The organism is Cellulomonas sp. SLBN-39 (assembly GCF_006715865.1).
GTDB lineage: Bacteria > Actinomycetota > Actinomycetes > Actinomycetales > Cellulomonadaceae > Cellulomonas.
In genome coordinates, this window is the sequence record NZ_VFOA01000001.1 from 3063081 (window position 1) to 3083710 (window position 20630).

The 20630-nt window shown below is 75.3% G+C and carries 19 protein-coding genes and 2 tRNA genes; 15 read left to right on the top strand and 6 right to left on the bottom strand.

Annotation, left to right across the window (positions count from 1 at the left end):
* Window positions 1-136 precede the first annotated feature (136 nt).
* Window positions 137-1414 carry a winged helix-turn-helix domain-containing protein gene (locus tag FBY24_RS13970; protein WP_142161494.1) on the top strand — a complete coding sequence of 426 codons (1278 nt, stop codon included), beginning with the start codon at window positions 137-139 and terminating at the stop codon, window positions 1412-1414.
* 127 nt (window positions 1415-1541) lie between these two features.
* A complete protein-coding gene (secA, locus tag FBY24_RS13975) occupies window positions 1542-4367 on the top strand; it encodes a preprotein translocase subunit SecA (RefSeq protein ID WP_142161497.1) in 2826 nt (941 codons plus the stop codon).
* A gap of 78 nt (window positions 4368-4445) precedes the next feature.
* Here secA and FBY24_RS13980 read toward each other — a convergent pair whose 3' ends face one another.
* On the bottom strand, window positions 4446-5150 hold the full coding sequence (locus FBY24_RS13980; RefSeq protein ID WP_142161499.1) for an Rv3235 family protein: 705 nt from the start codon (window positions 5148-5150) through the stop codon (window positions 4446-4448).
* A complete protein-coding gene (locus FBY24_RS19285) occupies window positions 5147-6202 on the bottom strand; it encodes a LysM peptidoglycan-binding domain-containing protein (RefSeq protein WP_142161501.1) in 1056 nt (351 codons plus the stop codon). The genes FBY24_RS13980 and FBY24_RS19285 overlap by 4 nt, the downstream gene beginning before the upstream one ends.
* A gap of 137 nt (window positions 6203-6339) precedes the next feature.
* On the opposite strand from FBY24_RS19285, the gene FBY24_RS13990 reads away from it, so the two are divergent.
* Window positions 6340-6867 (top strand): hypothetical protein, encoded by a 528-nt coding sequence (locus tag FBY24_RS13990; protein WP_142161503.1) that lies wholly within the window; start codon window positions 6340-6342, stop codon window positions 6865-6867.
* A gap of 108 nt (window positions 6868-6975) precedes the next feature.
* Here FBY24_RS13990 and FBY24_RS13995 read toward each other — a convergent pair whose 3' ends face one another.
* Complete coding sequence (locus tag FBY24_RS13995) at window positions 6976-7194, bottom strand: helix-turn-helix domain-containing protein (RefSeq protein ID WP_142161505.1); 219 nt, start codon at window positions 7192-7194, stop codon at window positions 6976-6978.
* A 162-nt stretch (window positions 7195-7356) separates the two neighbouring features.
* On the opposite strand from FBY24_RS13995, the gene FBY24_RS14000 reads away from it, so the two are divergent.
* The 5 genes from FBY24_RS14000 to FBY24_RS14020 all read left to right on the top strand — a co-directional run bounded on the left by FBY24_RS14000 (window position 7357) and on the right by FBY24_RS14020 (window position 10264).
* Window positions 7357-8019 (top strand): hypothetical protein, encoded by a 663-nt coding sequence (locus FBY24_RS14000; RefSeq protein ID WP_142161507.1) that lies wholly within the window; start codon window positions 7357-7359, stop codon window positions 8017-8019.
* A gap of 1 nt (window position 8020) precedes the next feature.
* Window positions 8021-9283 (top strand): hypothetical protein, encoded by a 1263-nt coding sequence (locus FBY24_RS14005; RefSeq protein ID WP_174243496.1) that lies wholly within the window; start codon window positions 8021-8023, stop codon window positions 9281-9283.
* 37 nt (window positions 9284-9320) lie between these two features.
* Entirely contained in the window at window positions 9321-9779 is a 459-nt protein-coding gene (locus tag FBY24_RS14010) for a hypothetical protein (RefSeq protein WP_142161509.1), read from the top strand.
* 215 nt (window positions 9780-9994) lie between these two features.
* Window positions 9995-10066: transfer RNA gene (locus FBY24_RS14015), tRNA-Gln, on the top strand.
* Between the two features lie 125 nt (window positions 10067-10191).
* Window positions 10192-10264, top strand: a tRNA-Glu gene (locus tag FBY24_RS14020).
* A 164-nt stretch (window positions 10265-10428) separates the two neighbouring features.
* Here FBY24_RS14020 and FBY24_RS14025 read toward each other — a convergent pair.
* A complete protein-coding gene (locus tag FBY24_RS14025; RefSeq protein WP_140458587.1) occupies window positions 10429-11148 on the bottom strand; it encodes an IclR family transcriptional regulator in 720 nt (239 codons plus the stop codon).
* Between the two features lie 108 nt (window positions 11149-11256).
* On the opposite strand from FBY24_RS14025, the gene leuC reads away from it, so the two are divergent.
* The 6 genes from leuC (at window position 11257) to FBY24_RS14055 (ending at window position 17599) form a co-directional block, all read left to right on the top strand.
* Window positions 11257-12735: a 3-isopropylmalate dehydratase large subunit gene (leuC, locus tag FBY24_RS14030; protein WP_142161511.1), complete on the top strand. Its 1479-nt coding sequence runs from the start codon at window positions 11257-11259 to the stop codon at window positions 12733-12735.
* Between the two features lie 46 nt (window positions 12736-12781).
* Window positions 12782-13450: a 3-isopropylmalate dehydratase small subunit gene (leuD, locus tag FBY24_RS14035; protein ID WP_142161513.1), complete on the top strand. Its 669-nt coding sequence runs from the start codon at window positions 12782-12784 to the stop codon at window positions 13448-13450.
* Window positions 13451-13557: 107 nt separating this feature from the next.
* Window positions 13558-14184, top strand: coding sequence for an HU family DNA-binding protein (locus tag FBY24_RS14040; RefSeq protein ID WP_142161515.1), 627 nt, complete (start codon window positions 13558-13560; stop codon window positions 14182-14184).
* A 239-nt stretch (window positions 14185-14423) separates the two neighbouring features.
* Complete coding sequence (murA, locus tag FBY24_RS14045) at window positions 14424-15755, top strand: UDP-N-acetylglucosamine 1-carboxyvinyltransferase (RefSeq protein ID WP_142161517.1); 1332 nt, start codon at window positions 14424-14426, stop codon at window positions 15753-15755.
* A 45-nt stretch (window positions 15756-15800) separates the two neighbouring features.
* Window positions 15801-16568 carry a 1-acyl-sn-glycerol-3-phosphate acyltransferase gene (locus FBY24_RS14050; RefSeq protein ID WP_142161519.1) on the top strand — a complete coding sequence of 256 codons (768 nt, stop codon included), beginning with the start codon at window positions 15801-15803 and terminating at the stop codon, window positions 16566-16568.
* Window positions 16569-16639: 71 nt separating this feature from the next.
* A complete protein-coding gene (locus FBY24_RS14055) occupies window positions 16640-17599 on the top strand; it encodes an NAD(P)H-dependent glycerol-3-phosphate dehydrogenase (protein ID WP_370511032.1) in 960 nt (319 codons plus the stop codon).
* Window positions 17600-17658: 59 nt separating this feature from the next.
* Here the strand turns inward: FBY24_RS14055 and FBY24_RS14060 are convergent, their stop codons facing one another.
* Entirely contained in the window at window positions 17659-18858 is a 1200-nt protein-coding gene (locus FBY24_RS14060) for a PLP-dependent aspartate aminotransferase family protein (RefSeq protein ID WP_255432402.1), read from the bottom strand.
* Window positions 18859-18952: 94 nt separating this feature from the next.
* On the opposite strand from FBY24_RS14060, the gene FBY24_RS14065 reads away from it, so the two are divergent.
* Complete coding sequence (locus tag FBY24_RS14065) at window positions 18953-20113, top strand: D-alanine--D-alanine ligase family protein (RefSeq protein ID WP_142161523.1); 1161 nt, start codon at window positions 18953-18955, stop codon at window positions 20111-20113.
* A gap of 12 nt (window positions 20114-20125) precedes the next feature.
* Here the strand turns inward: FBY24_RS14065 and FBY24_RS14070 are convergent, their stop codons facing one another.
* The gene (locus FBY24_RS14070; protein ID WP_142161525.1) at window positions 20126-20626 is read right to left on the bottom strand and encodes a DUF3515 family protein; all 501 of its coding nucleotides are present in this window, start codon (window positions 20624-20626) and stop codon (window positions 20126-20128) included.
* Between the last annotated feature and the right edge of the window lie 4 nt (window positions 20627-20630).

The following is a 20630-nucleotide window of genomic DNA, read 5'->3' on the forward strand; positions in this document are numbered from 1 at the left end:
GGCACCACGCCCGGGCCCGTCGTCGCGCCGGCGGGAGGTCCGTCCCGGACGGAGCCCGCGGCGGCGCCGGGCCCGGGGGCGCCTCCGACGCGGCGGGTGCGGGCGCGGTGTCGGTGGTGACCGGCACGATGCGCGGGTGCCCCGTCACCCGCCCCTCGACCGACTGACCCTCGCGCAGGCCCGGCGCCTGGCTCTGCGGTCCGCCGGGCTGGACCGCCGCCGCCCGGAGCCGAGCGCGTCGGCCCGCTCCGGCGCCGCAGCTCTGCGGCGGACCGTCGACCGGCTCGGCGTCCTGCAGATCGACTCCGTCAACGTCCTCGCCCGCGCCCACCTCATGCCGGTCTACTCGCGCTCCGGGCCGTGGGACGTCGAGGCCCTGGACCGGGCGACGTCCCGCGCCCCGCGGACCCTCGTCGAGGCGTGGAGCCACGAGGCCACGTTCGTCCCGCCCGCCACGCACCGGCTGCTCGGGTTCCGGCGCCGCGGGTACGCGCAACGCCACCCGCTCGCGCCCGACGGCGTGCCCGCCGGGTCCTCGCCGCTGCTCGCCGAGGTCCGCGCGCTCGTCGACGCGCACGGGCCGGTCACGGCGCGCGAGGCGCAGGTGCTGCTCGCCGGCGAGCACCCGCGCCCCGACCCGGCCTGGGGCTGGACCTGGTCGGTGGCGAAGCACGCTCTGGAGCACCTTTTCGGCACGGGCGAGCTGACGTCGGCCGGACGCAACGCGGCGTTCGAGCGACGGTACGACCGCACCGACCGGGTGCTCGGCCCGGCGCTCGCGGCCGCACCCGAGCCCGCCGAGGCCGACGCGCGCCGGGCGCTGCTCGCCGTCGCGGCCCGCGCGCACGGCGTGGGCACGCTGCGGTGCCTCGCGGACTACTGGCGGATGCGTCAGGACGCCGCCGCGGCAGCCGTCGACGACCTCGTCGAGGAGGGCGTCCTGGTGCCGGTGCACGTCGAGGGCTGGGGCGACGCGTACCGGCACGTCGAGGCGACCGTCCCGCGACGGGTCGACGCCCGCACCCTGCTGAGCCCGTTCGACCCGCTCGTGTGGGAACGGACGCGGACCGAGCAGGTCTTCGGCCTGCGGTACCGCATCGAGATCTACACCCCGGCGGCCCGGCGCACGTGGGGCTACTACGTGCTTCCCCTCCTGCTCGGCGACCGGCTCGCGGCCCTGGTCGACCTCAAGGCCGACCGGCGGGCCGGGGTGCTGCGGGTGCTGGCCGCCCACCGTGCACCGGGTCCCGCGGGCGCGGTCGAGGCCGGCGCGCCGGCCGACGGCGAGCTGGCCCACGAGCTCGTCGCCGAGCTGGCCGTGCTGGCGGGCTGGCTGGCGCTCGACCGCGTCGAGGCCGGTCCGGACGCCCGCGGCGGCCTGGTCGCGGCCGTCACGGCGGCCCTGCGCACCTGACGGGGCCGCGGGCCGCGTCACCCATCCCGCGGGGTGCTCGCCTACGATGGTCGGGCCCGGTCGCGTGACCGGGCGACCACGGGCCGCCCCGACGTCGTGCGGGGCGCGAACACGTCGGGAGAGATGCGTGACGGCGATCCTCGAGAAGATGCTCCGGCTGGGCGAGGGGCGGGTGCTCAAGAGGCTGTCCGGGATCGCGGCGCAGGTCAACGCGCTCGAGGACGGGTTCCTCGACCTCACGGACGCCGAGCTGCGCGAGGAGACCGACCGCTTCAAGGCCCGGCTCGCCGACGGCGAGTCGCTCGACGACATCCTCCCCGAGGCGTTCGCGACGGTCCGCGAGGCGGCGCGCCGCACGCTCGGCCAGCGTCACTTCGACGTCCAGCTGATGGGCGGGGCGGCGCTGCACCTGGGCAACATCGCCGAGATGAAGACCGGTGAGGGCAAGACGCTCGTCGCGACGGCCCCCGCGTACCTCAACGCCCTGACGGGCAAGGGCGTCCACGTCATCACGGTCAACGACTACCTCGCCGGCTACCAGGCCGACCTCATGGGACGCGTCTACCGGTTCCTCGGCCTGACGACCGGCACGATCATGGCGCAGATGACGCCCGCCCAGCGGCGCGAGCAGTACGCGGCGGACATCACGTACGGCACGAACAACGAGTTCGGCTTCGACTACCTGCGCGACAACATGGCGTGGAGCGTCGACGAGCTCGTGCAGCGCGGCCACCACTTCGCGATCGTCGACGAGGTCGACTCCATCCTCATCGACGAGGCGCGCACGCCGCTGATCATCTCGGGCCCGGCGTCGGGGGACGCGAACCGCTGGTACGGCGAGTTCGCGAAGGTCGTGCGGCGTCTGCAGGCGGAGCGCGACTACGAGGTGGACGAGAAGAAGCGCACGGTCGGCGTGCTCGAGCCCGGCATCGAGCGGGTCGAGGACTACCTCGGCATCGACAACCTGTACGAGTCGCTGAACACCCCGCTGATCGGGTTCCTCAACAACGCGATCAAGGCCAAGGAGCTGTTCAAGCGCGACAAGGACTACGTCGTCATGAACGGCGAGGTGCTCATCGTCGACGAGCACACCGGGCGCATCCTGCCGGGCCGTCGCTACAACGAGGGCATGCACCAGGCCATCGAGGCCAAGGAGGGCGTGGCGATCAAGGCGGAGAACCAGACGCTCGCCACGATCACGCTGCAGAACTACTTCCGGCTCTACGACAAGCTCGCGGGGATGACCGGGACCGCCGAGACCGAGGCCGCCGAGTTCCAGGGCACCTACAAGCTCGGCGTGGTGCCGATCCCGACGAACCGCGGGATGCAGCGCATCGACCAGCGCGACCTCGTCTACAAGAGCGAGGAGGGCAAGTTCGACGCGGTCGTCGCCGACATCGTCGAGCGCCACGCGCACGGCCAGCCCGTCCTCGTCGGCACGACGAGCGTCGAGAAGAGCGAGCTGCTGTCGTCCAAGCTGAAGAAGCAGGGCGTGCCGCACGAGGTCCTCAACGCCAAGCAGCACGCGCGCGAGGCCTCGATCGTCGCGCAGGCGGGCCGCAAGGGCGCCGTCACGGTCGCGACGAACATGGCCGGCCGCGGCACCGACATCATGCTCGGCGGAAACGCCGAGTTCATGGCGGTGGCCGACCTGGCCGCGGTCGGGCTCGACCCCAAGGAGAGCCCGGAGGAGTACGAGGCCGCCTGGCCGGCGGCGCTCGAGCGGGCGAAGGCCGCGGTCGCGACCGAGCACGACGAGGTCGTCGAGCTCGGCGGCCTGTACGTGCTGGGCACCGAGCGCCACGAGTCCCGGCGCATCGACAACCAGCTGCGCGGGCGGTCGGGCCGGCAGGGCGACCCGGGGGAGTCCCGGTTCTACCTGTCGATGCAGGACGACCTGATGCGCCTGTTCAACTCCGGGCTCGCCGAGTCCATGATGTCGCGGGCCGGGTTCCCCGAGGACATGCCGCTGGAGTCGAAGATCGTCACGCGCGGCATCCAGTCCGCGCAGGCGCAGGTCGAGGCCCGCAACTTCGAGATCCGCAAGAACGTCCTCAAGTACGACGACGTGATGTCCCGTCAGCGCGAGGTCATCTACGAGCAGCGCCGCCGGGTCCTCGAGGGCGAGGACCTGCAGGCCCAGCTCGGTCACTTCCGCGACGACGTGCTGCGCGAGTACGTGGCGGCCGCGACCGCCGAGGGGCGCCCCGAGGACTGGGACCTCGAGGCGCTGTGGACGGCGCTGCGCGGCGTGTACCCGGTGACGATCACCGTCGACGACGTGGTCGAGGAGGCGGGTGGCCCGACCCGACTGACCGCCGAGATGATCACCCGGGAGGTCCTCTCCGACGCCGAGCACGCGTACGCCGAGCGCGAGAAGCAGCTGGGCGAGGAGAACATGCGCCAGCTGGAGCGGCGCGTCGTGCTGTCGGTGCTGGACCGCAAGTGGCGCGAGCACCTCTACGAGATGGACTACCTCAAGGAGGGCATCGGCCTGCGCGCGATGGCCCAGCGTGACCCGCTCGTGGAGTACCAGCGTGAGGGCTTCCAGCTGTTCAACGCCATGACGGAGGCGATCAAGGAGGAGTCGGTCGCGTACCTGTTCCAGCTCGAGGTGCAGGTCCAGCCGGCCGACGGCACGCCGGGTCCCGGGCAGGACGTCGCGGTCGACGCGTCGTCGGCGGCGCAGGCGGCGCTCGGCCCGGGCGCGGCCCTCGGCGGCACACCGGCTCCCGCCGGTGCCGATGCCCCGACGGCGGGGCGCCTCGTCGCCAAGGGGCTCGACGGGCCCGCCCGCCGGACCCCCCTGCAGTACTCGGCGCCCTCGGTGGACGGTGACGGTGCGGTCGTCACGCGCGGCGACGCCGGTGCGCCGTCCGCGGGCCAGGGTGCGGGCGACGCCGGCTCGGTCAACCGTGCCGACCGCCGCAAGGCGGCGAAGCGGCGCCGCTGACCCGCGAGGTCGCGCGTGCGCGAGGGCCGGGACCGTGCAGGTCCCGGCCCTCGCGCGTGCGTCCGGTCGCCCGGCGCGTCAGCCGATCTCGAGGGTCGTGACCTGCCAGGAGCCGCGGTGGGACTCCAGGCGGAGCGCGACCGCCCTGACCCGGGTGCCGTCGTCGACGACCAGGCACGCCTCGACGGTGTGCTCGTCCACCGCGCACGCCCGGACCCGCCTGGCCCGCGGTGCGTGCGTCGCGGGCCGTGCGCCGGCCCGGGCCGCGAGGGCCGCCCTCACCCGCACCTGCTCGAGCACGCCGGGGGCCAACCACCGGGCCAGCTGGGCGACGGGGCGCCGGCCGAGGGCGACCTCGACGCAGGCGAGCCCGACCCGTCGGGTCAGCAGCGCGGGGTCCGCCGTCGGCACGGGGCCGCGCTCCTCGTCGGCGGCGTCGACGACGACGGTGCGGTCGGCGGCGCGCAGCACCTGCACGCGCCGGCCCAGCGTGGTCGGTGCGACGGGAGGGGACGCCACCGGTACGGCCGCGGGCGCGAGGTCGGGGACCATCCGCACCCGTGCGCGCCGTCCGGGGGACTCCTCCAGGGCTGCGGTCGGTGCGGTGCCCGGACCCGCTGAGGGGGTGCCCGGACCTGCTGGGGGGACGGAGCGCAGCGCGCTGCTGCGGGCGGTGGCCGTGCGCGGTGCCCGTGCAGGGCGCGGTGCGCCGGTGCGCGCGAGCGACCCGAAGGCGTGCTCGAGCCCGGTGGGGACGACGTCGTCGGCGGCGAGGAGGGTCATCGGGTGCTCCCGTCGGTCGTGGCAGGCACGACGAGCACCTGTCCGGGGTGGAGGAGGTCGGGGTCGGGGCCGATCACGGCGGCGTTCGCCTCGTACCACCGGGGCCACGCCGCGGCGATCTCGGCGTCGCTCGCGTCCTGGCCCAGGTGCCGGGCCGTCAGCGACCAGAGCGTGTCGCCGGCGCGCACCACCACGGTGCCGCCCGGCGTCGTGCCGGACGGTGCGGCGGGTGCCTCGGTGGCGGTGACCGTGCTGGTCGTGCCGCCCTCCGCGGTGGCGGCCGTGCGGGCGGTGTCGGTCGTCGTGGCCGCGGCGGGCGACGACGGGGCCTGTGATGATGTGACCTGCGACGACGTGGTCTGGGACGACGTGGTCCGAGACGCCGTGGCCGAGGACTCCGGGCCGTGGCCCACGGCCCGGGCGGGTGCCGGCGCGTCGGGCGTGACCGAGGCCTGCTGCGGCGGTGCAGCGATCCGGGCGCCGGTGCTGCCGGAGCGTGTGGCGGGCGCCGCAGGGTCGCTCTCGGCCGGTGCCCCCGTCACGCCGTCGCCCGGTGCGCCCGTGGTGGTGGCCGTCGTCGCTGCGGCGGCGTCGGCCGTGGTGCCGCCACCCGTCCCCTCTGCGCCCTGCGTCGTCGGTGCCCAGCCGAGGTCGGCGACGACCGGGGAGGGTGCCGGGTCCGCCGATGCCTGCGCGCCCGTCGCGGCACCGAGCCCGACCCCCGCGGCGACGAGGACGGTGAGGGCGCGTCGGACGATCCCCGGCCCCCACCGCTCGACCGCGTGCTCACCGGCCCGCCACGTGCGTCCCGCGGCGCGGGCGAGGACGCAGAGGGAGGCCACGGCGGCACTGAGGCCGACCCAGAGCGCCGCCAGCGCGCCGAGCACGACGACCGCGACGGCGACGACGTCGTCGACGCGCCAGACCGCGGTCGTCCCGACGAGCGTGGTGACCCGCAGCGCGAGTGCGGCCGCCGCGCCGAGGGCCAGCAGCCCGGGCGTCAGGACGAGCAGCGCGCGGTGCGCCGGAGGTGAATCGTTCTGCTGGTGCATGGTCCCCGATGATGTCGTTTGATGCAGTTTGATGTCGGAAGCATGGCCCAGAGTGGCCGAACGCGGCCGAGATGTCCACAGATGTCCGGTTCTGGGCGCATGCTTCCCCCGCACGGGTGACCCGCTACGGTCGGTCCGTGCGCTGGGAGCTGCTGTTCGCCGACCTCGAGGCGCAGCTGGCGGCGGGCGCGCAGGCCGAGCAGCGCTGGCAGGTGGCCGAGCTCACCCGGGCCGAGCGCGCCGGCGTGCACCTGGCCGACCGCCTGCGCGCCGCGGTGGGCCGGCGCGTCCAGCTCGACGTCGGGGACGGCGAGCCCGACCGGTTCGAGGGCGCGCTGCTCGACGCGACGCCGACGTGGGTGCTGCTGGACGTGGGCGGTGCCCGGCGCGCGCTCGTCCCGCTGGACGCCGTCCGCGCGGTCACGGGGCTACCGGTCCAGGTCGCCCCTCCTGCGGGCACCGCCGAGCGCCGGCTCGGCCTCGGTCACGCCCTCCGGGCGCTCGCGCGCGACCGGGTCACGGTGGCCGTCCGCACCGGCGCCGGCGAGGTCGTCGGACGCCTCGAGCGCGTCGGGGCCGACCACGTCGACCTCACGACCGTCGCGCCGGCGGGCCGCTGGGTCGCCGTCCCGCTCGCTGCGCTGCGCGCGGTCGTCTCCCGCTGACGACTCCGGCCGGTGTGCGGCGTCCCCGGGCGCCCCGGCTCGTCGCGAGCCACCGGCGGCGAGCCCTCGCGGTGCTTCCGCACCGCCCCGGTGCCGCGCCGGGTCCCCTCAGTGCTGGTCGGCGTCCTGGGCTACCGTCCGTGCGCGGGTCTCGGCGTACATGCGCTCGATGTACCGCTCGAGCTCGGTGGCCTCGACGCGCCACTGCAGGCGCCCGCCGATCTGGATCGCGGGCAGGTCGCCCGAGCGGACGAGCGAGTACGCCTGCGCCCCCGAGACGTTGAGGATCTCGGACACGTCGGCGAGCGTCAGGAACCTCGTGGCCATGGTCGAAGTCTGGCACGTGCGACCCGCCCGGACCGGTCGTCCACAGGCCGCGACGCACGGCCCGCGTGTCGTCCACAACCCCCGGTCCGGGTGATCGCGCCCGGCGCCCTCGTGCGCGAGGATCTCCAGGCCCGACCCGCACCCTGCAAGGAGAACCGCCCAGTGGACAGCACCGTCCTCGACCTGCCGGCACCCGCCGCGACCCGTCTGCGCCGCCCCGGCTGGCGCGACCCGCGGCTGCTGACGGGCCTGGTGCTCATCGCCGTCTCGGTGGCGCTGGGCAGCTGGGTCGTCACCGCGGCCCAGCAGACGGTCGCGGTGTACGTGGCCGCCCAGACCCTCACGCCCGGCGACGCGGTCGCACCCGCTCAGCTCGCCGTGGCCGAGGTCCGGCTGGCCGGTGCCGCGGACGGCTACCTGCTCGCCGACGAGCCGCTCCCGGCCGACGCCGTGGTGCTGCGGGTGGTGGGTGAGGGCGAGCTCGTGCCGGTCGCCGCGCTCGGCGCGGCCGCGGACCTCGACGTGCGTGCCGTCGCCGTGCCGCTCGGCGGCGAACCGCCGCGGGGCATGGTCCAGGGGGCCGCCGTGGACCTGTGGTGGACCCCGGCCGCCGACCTGGCCGCCTCCGAGGCCCCGCCCGCGCCGGAGCAGCTCGCCGCGGCGCTGACCGTCGCGGAGATCAGCTCGGCCGACGGGGCCTTCGCCGCCGGCGGCACGCGGACCGTTCACGTGCTGGTCCCGGTCGACGACCTGCCGGCCGTCCTCGCGGCCCTCGGCGGCGACGGCACCGTCGACGTGGTGCCCGTGCCCGGGACGGGGGGCTGAGGTGGCTGTCGGGGTGCTGTGCGCCGTCCAGGGCGAGACCGAGGCCGCGGTCGTCGAGGCGGTCGCCGCCAGCGGCGGGCGCCTGGCCGTCACGCGCCGCTGCGCGGACGTCGGTGAGCTGCTGGCGGCCGCCGAGGCCGGCCTCGGCGCGCTCGCGGTCGTCTCGGCCGACCTGGACCTCCTGGACCGTCAGGCGGTGGACGTGCTGCACCGGTGCGGCGTGCGGGTCGTCGGCCTCGCGGACCCGACGCGTCCGTGGCTGGCGGAGCGTCTCACGGCGCACGGGGCCGACCTCGTGGTCGACGTCGACCGGGTCGACGACGTCGGCTCGGTCGTGCGCGAGGCGCTCGCCGGCCTCGGTGACGGACCGCCCACGCCGCCGCCGGTGGCCGACCCGCTGCCTGTGACGACCGCCGCGCCGGGCTCCACGGTGGCCGTGTGGGGCCCCACGGGCGCACCCGGCCGGACCTGGGTCGCGGTGAACCTCGCCGCCGAGCTCGCGGGTCTGGCGTGCAGCACGCTGCTCGTGGACGCGGACACCTACGGCGGCGCCGTCGCCCAGGTGCTCGGGGTGCTGGACGAGGCACCCGGGCTGGCCGCGGCCGCGCGTGCCGCCGGTCAGGGCACGCTCGACCTGCGGGCGCTGGCGAGGCTCTCGCCGGTCGTGATGCCGGAGCTGCGCCTGCTGTCGGGCGTGTCCCGGCCGGACCGGTGGCCGGAGCTGCCGGCCTCGTCGCTCGAGGTGGTGCTGGCGCAGGCGCGGCGGCTCGCGCAGGTGGTCGTGGCCGACACCGGCTTCTGCCTCGAGCAGGACGAGATGCTCACGTACGACACGCGGGCCCCGCAGCGCAACGCCGCCACGCTCACCACGCTGGAGCACGCCGATCTCGTCGTCGTGGTCGGGTCGGCGGACCCGGTCGGCGTCCAGCGGCTCGTGCGGGGGCTCTCCGAGCTCGACGACCGGGGCCTGGCCGCACGTCGACGTGTCGTCGTCAACCGCGTCCGCCCGACCGTGGCCGGCGCTCGGCCCGGGGAGGCGGTGGTCGAGGCCCTCGCCCGGTACGCGGGGGTGGAGGAGGTCACGCTGGTGCCGGACGACCGGCCCGCCGCCGACGCCGCGCTGCTCGAGGGGAGGGCGCTGCGCGAGGTCGCGCCCGGCTCACCCGCGCGGCGGATGCTCGCCCGCCTGGCCGCCGAGGTGGTGGCCGCCCTGTCGCCGCAGGTCGGCGCCGCCGGTGCCGTGGGGGAGACCCGGGCGCGCTAGCGCACGGACCGAGCGCCCCGCAGGGCAGACTGGCCCGGTGCGCGTCTACCTGTCGACCACGCTCGACGAGCTGCAGACCACTCCTCCCCGGCTCGCAGGGCCGCGTGCGGCCCACGCGGTGACGGCCCCGCTGCGGGCGCTGTGGCCCGAGGAGGACGAGGAGGGCTGGGAGTACGCCGCGCAGGCGAGCGCGGCGGACGACAGCCTCGTCCTGCTGGCCGGGCGCCCGGGTGCGCCGCGGCTGCGCCTGGTGGTCGCCGCGGACGTCCCCGAGTCCTGCGTCCAGACGCCGGCCGAGCCGTCCGTGCCCTCTGCCGTCACCGTGACGTGCGACGTCGACCTGCGGGCGATGGCGGCGGTCCACGTCGACGACGTCGGGGCGGCGGCGGACGTCGCGGCGGCGGCCGAGGGCGACGAGGCGGCGATCGGCCGTCTCGACGAGCACGACCTGCTCTGGTACGACCTGGCCGAGCTCGCCGAGATCCCGGTGCCGTGACGTCGATCACTCGGGCCCGGCGGTCGGGCCCTCTGGGACCGCGCCGTGGTGCGGGGCGCCCGGTGCTCGGCGGGCTGCGGGCGGCTGCTCGGCGCAGGGGCGCGGGATCCGGTTGGACCGGGGGGCCCGGGCTCGGGTAATGTTCACGGCCGGTGAGGCGCCCGGGTGGCTCGCTCGCGGAGACGCGAGACGAGGCAGCCAGGAGTCACGCACCTTGGGGTATGGTGTAATTGGCAGCACGACTGATTCTGGTTCAGTTAGTCTAGGTTCGAGTCCTGGTACCCCAGCGCTGACCGCTTCGGTCGGCGCAGCGTCACGGTCCGACCCTCACCTCCGGGTGGGTGGTCGGGAGTCGGACGAGCGTCGGGTAGAGTAGTCACTCGGCACACGGCCTCCGGGTCGTGGCTGGCAGGCCCCCGTTGTGTAGCGGCCTAGCACGCCGCCCTCTCACGGCGGTAGCGCCGGTTCGAATCCGGTCGGGGGTACGACAGGCCCGGTCACCGCAAGGTGACCGGGCCTTCTGCATGTCCGGCGCCTGCTGCGTGCGCCGCTTCCTCCGCGATCGGACGCGCCGAGCGGAGAGGGTCAAGAATGCGCGAGGGGCGCCCGCCGCACGGCGGGCGCCCCTCGCAGGACTCGTCCGCGGATCTCACTCGGACGTGCGGCGCAGCACCTCGGTGAGCCGGTTCGCGGCCGAGACGACGGCCGAGGCGTGCAGGCGACCGGGCTGGCGCGAGAGGCGCTCGAGCGGGCCGGACACCGACACGGCGGCCACGACGCGACCCGAGGGGCCGCGCACCGGTGCGGAGACCGACGCGACGCCGACCTCGCGCTCGGACACGGACTGCGCCCAGCCCCGGCGGCGCACGCCCGACAGGATCGTCGCGGTGAACTTCGAGCCCTGCAGGCCGCGGTGGAGGCGGTCCGGCTCCTCCCACGCGAGCAGCACCTGGGCGGCCGACCCGGCCTGCATGGTCAGCGTGGCGCCGACCGGGATGGAGTCCCGCAGGCCGATGGGCCGCTCGGCCGCGGCGACGCAGATGCGCTGGTCGCCCTGGCGCCGGTAGAGCTGCGCGCTCTCGCCCGTGTGGTCGCGCAGCAGCGCGAGCACCGGGCCGGCGGCGGCCAGCAGGCGGTCCTCGCCGGCGGCCGTCGAGAGCTCCGACAGGCGCGGGCCGAGGACGAACCGGCCCTGCAGGTCGCGGGCCACGAGGCGGTGGTGCTCGAGCGCGACCGCCAGGCGGTGGGCGGTGGGGCGGGCAAGATGGGTGGCAGCGACGAGCTGCGCGAGGGTCGCCGGCCCCGCCTCCAGGGCACTGAGCACCGAGGCGGCCTTGTCCAGCACGCCGACTCCGCTAGAGTTGTCCATAGGTCGATATTGGCGTCTCGCTCACTGAGATGCAAGACGGAGCCGCGACCGCGGCCCGTCGACGAGGTGGAAACCGGGCGCCCCCACCCGGAGGAGAGGACGGACGACATGGGCCGCACGCTGGCGGAGAAGGTCTGGGACGCGCACGTCGTGCGACGCGGCACGGACGGGGCACCGGACCTGCTGTACATCGACCTCCACCTCGTCCACGAGGTCACGAGCCCGCAGGCGTTCGAGGGGCTGCGGCTGGCGGGGCGCCCGGTGCGGCGGCCCGACCTGACGATCGCCACCGAGGACCACAACACGCCGACGCTCGACATCGACCGCCCGATCGCGGACCTCACGAGCCGCACGCAGATCGACACCCTGCGCAGCAACGCCGCGGAGTTCGGCGTCCGGCTGCACTCCCTGGGCGACGCCGACCAGGGGATCGTGCACCAGGTCGGCCCTCAGCTCGGGCTGACCATGCCGGGCCTGACGGTCGTGTGCGGCGACTCGCACACCTCGACGCACGGCGCGTTCGGCGGCCTGGCGTTCGGCATCGGCACGTCCGAGGTCGAGCACGTGCTCGCGACCCAGACGCTGCCCCTGGCGCCGTTCCGCACCATGGCGGTCAACGTCGAGGGCGCGCTGCCGCCCGGCACGACGTCGAAGGACATCATCCTGGCGATCATCGCCAAGATCGGCACCGGCGGCGGGCAGGGCTACGTGCTCGAGTACCGCGGCGAGGCGATCCGTGCGCTGTCGATGGAGGCGCGCATGACGATCTGCAACATGTCGATCGAGGCCGGGGCGCGCGCCGGCATGATCGCACCCGACGAGACCACGTTCGCGTACCTCAAGGGCCGCCCCCACGCGCCCGAGGGTGCCGACTGGGACGCCGCGGTGGAGTACTGGCGCACGCTGCGCACCGACGACGACGCGCAGTTCGACACCGAGGTCACGCTGCGGGCGTCCGATCTCGAGCCCTTCGTCACCTGGGGCACCAACCCCGGTCAGGGCCTGCCGCTGTCGGCCTCGGTGCCCGTGCCTGAGGAGATCGCCGACGAGAACGAGCGCGTCGCCGCCGAGCGCGCCATCGAGTACATGGGGCTCACCCCGGGCAGGCCGCTGCGCGAGCTCGCGGTCGACACCGTGTTCATCGGCTCGTGCACCAACGGCCGCATCGAGGACCTGCGCTCCGTCGCCAAGGTGCTGCGCGGTCGCACCAAGGCCGACGACGTCCGCGTGCTCGTCGTCCCGGCCTCCGCACGCGTGCGTCTGCAGGCCGAGGCGGAGGGGCTCGACGTGATCTTCAAGGAGTTCGGCGCCGAGTGGCGCAACGCCGGCTGCTCGATGTGCCTCGGCATGAACCCGGACCAGCTGACGCCCGGCGAACGGTCCGCCTCGACGTCGAACCGCAACTTCGAGGGCCGCCAGGGCAAGGGTGGGCGCACGCACCTCGTGTCGCCGCTCGTGGCCGCCGCCACGGCGATCCGGGGGACGCTCTCGTCGCTGGCCGACCTGGACCTCGGCGAGGTCGACCCCGCGGACTTCGACGGCTCGCCGCTGGCCCCCCTCGACCCGGCCGTCCCGCTCCAGGTCTGAGCCTGGACCCCGCCCCGCCCACGCCCTCGGACCAGGAGCCCCCGCCATGGAGAAGTTCACCACCCACACCGGCGTCGGCGTGCCGCTGCGCCGCGGCAACGTCGACACCGACCAGATCATCCCGGCCGTGTACCTCAAGCGCGTCACCCGCACGGGCTTCGAGGACGCCCTGTTCGCCGCCTGGCGCGGCGACCCGACGTTCGTGCTCAACCAGGACGCCTACCGCGCCGGCTCCGTGCTGGTCGCCGGACCCGACTTCGGCACCGGCTCCTCGCGCGAGCACGCGGTGTGGGCGCTGAAGGACTACGGCTTCCGCGTCGTGGTCTCCTCGCGCTTCGCCGACATCTTCCGCGGCAACTCCGGCAAGCAGGGCCTGCTCGCCGCGCAGGTCGCCCAGGAGGACGTCGAGCTGCTCTGGAAGGTGCTCGAGACCCGGCCCGGCACGGAGGTGACCGTGGACCTCGGGTCCCGCACCATCACCTGCGACGACGTCGTCGTCCCGTTCGGCGTCGACGACTACACCCGTTGGCGCCTCATGGAGGGGCTGGACGACATCGGGCTGACCCTCCAGCACGCGGACGAGATCACCGCGTTCGAGGCGACCCGCGAGGCCTGGCGTCCCCGCACGCTGCCGGCCAAGCACCTGCCGTCCGTCGAGATCCGGTCCGCCCGGCCCGCGGTCGAGGTCGAGCTGGGCGCGACGCGCACCGTCTGACCCGCGTGCGTCGCCCGCCGCCCGCGCCCCGTGCGCGGCGCGGCGGGCCCGGCTCGCCGCGCACGGAGCGCTAACGTGCCCTCAGCGGCGGACGAGAGGGGCACACCGTGGTAGGCAGAGCAGATCTCGTCGACAGGGTCGTGGCCCGCACCGACGGGGCGGCCCGTGAGCCCGTCGCGCGCGCCCTCGACGCGCTGCTGGCGGAGGTGACGGCCGCGCTCGCGGCCGGTGAGCGCGTCACCCTGACCGGCTTCGGCACGTTCGAGCCCGTGCCCCGTCCCGCCCGGCGGGCACGGCACCCCCGCACGGGTGCCGTGATCGACGTCGCCGCGTCCACCGCGGCCCGCTTCCGGCCCGGTGCCGGGCTGCGTTCCGCGCTGGCGCCCGGGGCCGCTCCGGGCACAGGCACGGTGTCGACGCGCCACGAGGTCGAGGTGCCCGTGGCGGCGCCGGCTCAGGCCGACGCGGTGACGACCGGCGCGGCGCCCCCCACGGCGAAGGCGAAGCCGGCGAAGGCCAAGCCGGCGAAGGCCAAGCCGGCGAAGGCCGAGGGTGCGAAGGGCAAGGTGGCCAAGGGCAAGGGTGCGAAGGGCAAGGCGGCCAAGGGCGAGGGTGCGAAGGGCAAGGCGGCCAAGGGCAGGGCGACGAAGGTCGAGCCGACGAAGGGCAAGCCGGCCACGGGTGCGTCGTCAGGCTCCGCCGGACGGGTGAAGAAGTCGAGGGCGACGCGCTGACCCGTCGGCGAGCACGGACGGGCGGGCCGGGCGGCGCCGCTGCCCGTCCCGGGGCTGCGGGCCAGGTCACGGGAAGAAACCGGGCGTTCCGGACGGTTCACCCCACGGTGCCAGGGGTCGCAGGCGCGGGACGCACGTCCCTGCGTCACCTGGGTGCCACATGTGAGAGTTGTGCGAGAACCGACCGCCGGACGGGCGTCGTGGCGTCCGGGACCGGCCACGTAGGGGAGCATGTGAGCATGAGCGACCTGCTGTACGTCGACGGTGGCAACCCGCTGCGCGGCGAGATCACCGTGCGCGGTGCCAAGAACTTCGTCTCCAAGGCGATGGTGGCCGCGCTGCTGGGCGAGACCCCGAGCGAGCTGCGGAACGTCCCGCAGATCCGCGACGTCGGTGTCGTCACCGGCCTGCTGGAGCTGCACGGCGTGCGCGTCGACGCGGACGCCGCGGCCGGCACGCTGCGGCTGGACCCGACCGACGTGGAGTCCGCGCACGTGGCCGACATCGACGCCCACGCCGGGTCGAGCCGCATCCCGATCCTGTTCTGCGGTCCGCTGCTGCACCGGCTCGGCGAGGCGTTCATCCCGGACCTGGGCGGCTGCCGGATCGGCGACCGGCCGATCAACTACCACCTCGACATCCTGCGCCAGTTCGGTGCCGTCGTGGACAAGACGCACAACGGCATCCACATCCGCGCGCCGCACCGCCTCCAGGGCACCAAGATCGCGCTGCCCTACCCCAGCGTCGGGGCCACGGAGCAGCTCCTGCTCACGGCCGTGCGCGCCGAGGGCATCACCGAGCTGGCGAACGCGGCCATCGAGCCCGAGATCATGGACCTGATCAACGTCCTGCAGAAGATGGGCGCGATCATCTCGGTCGACACGGACCGGGTCATCCGGATCGAGGGCGTCGAGCGGCTCGTCGGGTTCCAGCACACCGCGCTCGCGGACCGGATCGAGGCGGCGTCGTGGGCCTCCGCGGCCCTGGCCACGGGCGGCGACATCTTCGTCCGCGGCGCGACGCAGCCCGAGATGACGACGTTCCTCAACACGTTCCGCAAGGTCGGCGGCGAGTTCGCGATCAGCGACGAGGGCATCCGGTTCTACCACCCGGGCGGCGACCTGCGCTCGATCCAGCTCGAGACCGACGTGCACCCCGGGTTCATGACCGACTGGCAGCAGCCGCTGGTCGTGGCGCTCACCCAGGCGCGCGGCCTGTCGATCGTGCACGAGACGGTGTACGAGAACCGGTTCGGCTTCGTCGACGCGCTCGTCGGCATGGGTGCGACCATCCAGGTCTACAAGGAGTGCCTGGGCGGACGGCCCTGCCGGTTCGGGCAGCGCAACTTCTACCACTCGGCCGTCATCTCCGGCCCCACCCCGCTGTCCGCGGCGGAGATCGAGGTGCCCGACCTGCGCGGCGGGTTCAGCCACCTCATCGCGGCCCTCGCGGCCAAGGGCACGTCGGCCGTGCGGGGCATCAGCCTCATCGACCGCGGCTACGAGCACTTCACGGAGAAGCTCGACGCGCTCGGCGCGCAGTTCAGCCGCGAGCACACCGACCAGCGCTGAGCCCCCGCGCGGGCGGCGGCGCGCACCCGGCTACCATCGGGTCCCGTGCCGTCGCCCTCGCGCTCCAACCGTGCCTACCGGAACGTCGCACGGATCATCCGTCCGTTCCTGCGGGCGACCACCCGTCAGCACTGGCGTGGCGGGGAGCACCTGCCGTCCGACCGCGGGTTCCTCGCCGCGTCGAACCACATGACCGAGGTCGACCCCCTCACCCTCGCGCACTACCTGTGGGACCACGGCCACGTGCCACGCATCCTGGCCAAGGCCTCGCTCTTCCGGGTGCCGGTGGTCGGCCCCGTGCTGCGGGCGACCGGGCAGATCCCCGTCCACCGCGAGTCCTCCGCGGCGGGGGAGTCGTTGCGCTCGGCCGTCACGGCCCTCGAGGCGGGTGAGTGCGTCGCGGTCTTCCCGGAGGGCACGCTCACGCGTGACCCCGACCTGTGGCCGATGGTGGGACGCACCGGCGTCGCGCGCCTCGCCCTGACGACCCGGGCACCGGTCGTGCCGATCGCGCAGTGGGGCCCGCAGGACCTCCTCGCCCGCTACGGCAAGGTGCTCAAGCCCTTCCCCCGCAAGCGGGTGACAGTTGTCGCCGGGCCGCCCGTGGACCTGGACGACCTCTACGACCGCCCGCAGGACGCCGCGACCCTGCGCGAGGCCACCGAGCGCGTCATGGCCGCGATCACGACCCTGCTCGAGGAGGTCCGCGCCGAGCGGGCCCCCGCCCAGCGCTTCGACATGCGTCGCCGTCCGCCGCAGACCCCCGGGCCCGACGCGCCCGCCGCCGGCACCGACGGCCAGGTCGCCCCGTGAGCGGGGCGGAGCGCCCCCTGCGGGCCGCCGTCCTCGGGGCGGGCAGCTGGGGCACCACGTTCGCCGCGGTCATGGCCGACGCCGGCTGCTCCGTCACCGTGTGGGGGCGCGACGCCGCGACGGTGGCCGAGATCGCCGCCGACAGGCGCAACAGCGCCTACCTGCCGGGCGTCCGGCTGCCCGCCGGCGTCACCGCCACCACGGATCCACGAGCCGCGCTCGCGGGCGCCGACGTGGTGGCCGTGGCCGTGCCGTCCCAGCGGGCGCGGGCCGTGCTGGAACCGCTGGCGGACGCCCTCGAGCCGCACGCCGTCGTCGTGTCCCTCATGAAGGGCGTCGAGCTCGACACCGACCAGCGGATGAGCGAGGTCGTCGCCCAGTCCTTGCGGATCGGCGCCGACCGCGTCGCCGTGCTGTCCGGGCCGAACCTGGCCCGCGAGATCGCCGAACGCCAGCCCACCGCGACGGTCGTCGCGTCCACCAGCGACGCGACCGCCCGGGTCGTCGCCCGGGCCTGCGCGTCGGCGTACTTCCGGCCGTACACCAACCCCGACGTCGTCGGTGTCGAGCTGTGCGGCGCCGTGAAGAACGTCATCGCGCTCGCGGTCGGGATCTCGCAGGGGCGCGGCATGGGGTTCAACACGATGGCGACGGTCATCACGCGGGGCCTGGTCGAGATCACGCGGCTGGGCCTGGCGCTGGGCGCCGACGCGGCGACGTTCCCCGGCCTCGCGGGCATGGGCGACCTCATGGCCACCTGCGCGTCCCCGGACTCGCGCAACCACACCCTCGGCGTGCACGTCGGCCGGGGGATGTCCCTCGACGAGGCCCTCGCCGCGACCGGGGGGACCGCGGAGGGCGTCAAGTCGAGCCGCTCGGTCCTCGAGCTCGCGACGTCGCTCGGCGTGGACATGCCCATCACGTCGGCAGTGGTGCGCGTGCTGCACGAAGGGCTGCCCGTGGACGCGATGGCGGGCCTGCTGCTCGCCCGGCCACACAAGGCGGAGGGCGTGCTCCCCGTCGAGGCGTGACGTCCGACCGGGCCCCGCGGAGCCCGGCGGGCACGTGCGGCCGCCCGCGGGCGCGGGGGTCAGGCCGCGGCCGCCCGCAGCGCCTGGTCGAGGTCGTCCCACAGGTCCTCGACGTCCTCCACGCCCACGGACAGGCGGAGCAGGTCCTCCGGCACGCCGGGGGACTCGGTCGCGAAGCGGCGGCGCCGCTCGAGCGAGGACTCGACGCCGCCCAGGCTCGTGGCGGGCAGCCACAGGCGCACGGCGGCGACGACCGCGTCGGCCGCCGGGACGCCGCCGCGCGGGCGCACGCCGATGATCGACCCGTACCCGTCCATGAGGGCGGACGCCCGCGCGTGCCCCGGGTCGTCGGGCAGGCTCGGGTGCCGCACCTGGGCGACCGCGGGGTGCTCGGCCAGGCGCCGTGCGAGCTCGGCGGCGGTGGCCTGCGAGCGCTCGACGCGCAGCGCCAGGGTGCGCAGCCCGCGCAGCGCGAGCCAGACCTCCCACGGGCCGGCGACGGCTCCGTGCGTCGTGCGGTGACCGACGACGCGGGCGTGCAGGGTCGCGTCGTCGGTCACCACGACGCCGAGCACGACGTCGGAGTGCCCCGCGAGGTACTTGGTCGCCGAGTGCACGACGACGTCGGCACCTGCGGCGAGCGGGCGCTGGCCGAGCGGGGTGGCGAAGGTGCTGTCCACGACGGCGAGCGCCCCGACCTCGTGCGCGGCGTGCACGAGCGCGGGCACGTCCGCGACCTCCAGCATGGGGTTGGTCGGCGACTCGACCCACAGCATCGCCGCGGCGGGCGTGCCGGGGCCGCCCTGCAGCGCCGCGCGCACGGCGGCGGTGTCGGCGATGTCGACGCGGTCCACGGCCAGGCGACCCTGGGCGGAGAGCTCGTCGAGGAGCACGAGCGTGACCTGGTACGCGAACTGCGGGACGACGACGCGCCCGCCGACGGGGACGAGCGCGAGCACCGCGTCGATCGCGGCCATCCCGGAGGCGAGGACGACGGCCGGCGGCCCGTCCGTCGGCCGGCCTGCCGCCGCGTGGCCGGCGCGCTCCAGCGCGGCGACGGCGGCCTCGAAGGGCTCCCACGTCTCGGTGCCGGACCGGGCGTACAGCAGCTCGCCCGGGGTCGGGGTGCCCTGCGACACGTACGTCGAGGACAGCACCACCGGCGGGTTCACGGGCCCGCCGGGCGCGCGCGGCGGTCGGCCGGCGGTCACCGCGAGGGTGGCCGGGGACGTGGGGTGCGGGTGGTCGGCTGCGCTCACGACCACCGAGGCTAGTCGCGGTCGCCCACGGTCCGTGCACAGGGTCCGGCGACAGCGCCCGGACGGTCCGGCGGCGGGGTAGGGTCCCATCCCGATGGACGCCACCCGGACCCCCCTGACCGACCCGAGCGATGCGAGCGGGGGCGGTGGACGCCGACCTCGCGTGATGGTGCTGTTCGGCGGACGGTCCGGCGAGCACGCGATCAGCTGCGCCACCGCGGGCGGGGTGCTGGCCGCCGTCGACCGCACCCGGTACGACGTCGTGGCCGTCGGGATCACGCGCGAGGGGCAGTGGGTCCTGGCCGACGACGACCCGGCGCGGTGGGCCATCACGGACGGCCGGCTGCCCGAGGTGCTCGACACCGCCGCGCGGGTCGTGCTGCCGCAGGGCACCGTCGACCGCGACGTGCAGGTGGTCGAGCACGGCCAGGTGGCCCGCACGCTGGGCGCGGTCGACGTGGTCCTGCCGCTGCTGCACGGGCCCTTCGGCGAGGACGGCACCCTGCAGGGCCTGCTCGAGCTCGCCGACGTGCGGTACGTGGGCTCGGGGGTGCTCGCGTCGGCGGTCGGCATGGACAAGCACGTCATGAAGACGGTCCTGGTCGGCGCCGGCCTGCCGGTCGGCCCCTACCGGGTGCTGCTGCCGTCCGCGCCCGCGGACGCCGCATCGCTGGAGGCGCTCGTCGACGGGCTCGGGCTGCCGTTGTTCGTCAAGCCCGCGCGCGCGGGGTCCTCGCTGGGGATCACGCGGGTGACGGACCTCGCGCAGCTGCCGGAGGCGGTCGCCGAGGCCCGCCGGCACGACCCGAAGGTCGTCGTCGAGGCGGGGATCGTGGGGCGTGAGGTCGAGTGCGGGGTGCTCGGCGGACGCCGGGGCGCCCCGCCGCGCGCGTCCGTGCCGGGCGAGATCGTCGTGACCGACCCGCGGCACGCGTTCTACGACTTCGAGGCCAAGTACCTCGACGAGTCGGGCGTGACGCTGTCGTGCCCGGCGGACCTGCCGGCGGGCGTCGTGGCGTCCGTGCAGGACGTTGCCGTGCGCTCCTTCGAGGCGCTCGGGTGCGAGGGGCTGGCCCGCGTCGACGTGTTCGTCACCGCGGAGGACAAGGTCGTCGTCAACGAGGTCAACACGATGCCCGGGTTCACCCCCTACTCGATGTACCCGCGCATGTGGCAGGCGTCGGGCGTGGACTACGCGACGCTGGTCGACGAGCTCCTGCAGCTCGCGCTCGAGCGGCCCACCGGGCTGCGCTGAGCGGCGCCGGCGTCACAGGCAGCGGCGCTCCTCCTCGGTCAGGGCGACGGCCGGCCCGAGAAGGTCGACGAACGACGTCGACCGCTCCTGCGTGACCTCCTGCGGGACGAGCAGCTCGACGGCGGGCACCCGCCCGTAGGTCGTGAAGCGCCAGTCGCCGTCGTCCTCCTCGACGACCACCCAGTCGATCGTCGGCCCGGACGGTGTCGTCACCGACTCGCACCGGTCCGTCGTCGGGCCCAGCGGCTCGACGCCGCACCGCAGGACGACGGCGGCGCGAGGTTCGCCCCAGGCGGTCGTCGCCTGCGCGTCGGTGCCGACCCGCTCGAGCCCGTCGCCGAGCTCCTCGGGGGTCGCGAGCACCACGGACGCGCACGTCGGGTCCGTGGCCTCCGGCCCTGCCTCGACCGGCACGACGGTGGCGCAGCCCGCCAGGGTCGCGACGAGGACGGTGCCGACGAGCAGGCCGGTCCCCGGGCGCGCGGACGACGGTGCTGGTGCGCGGGAGGGCATGGCG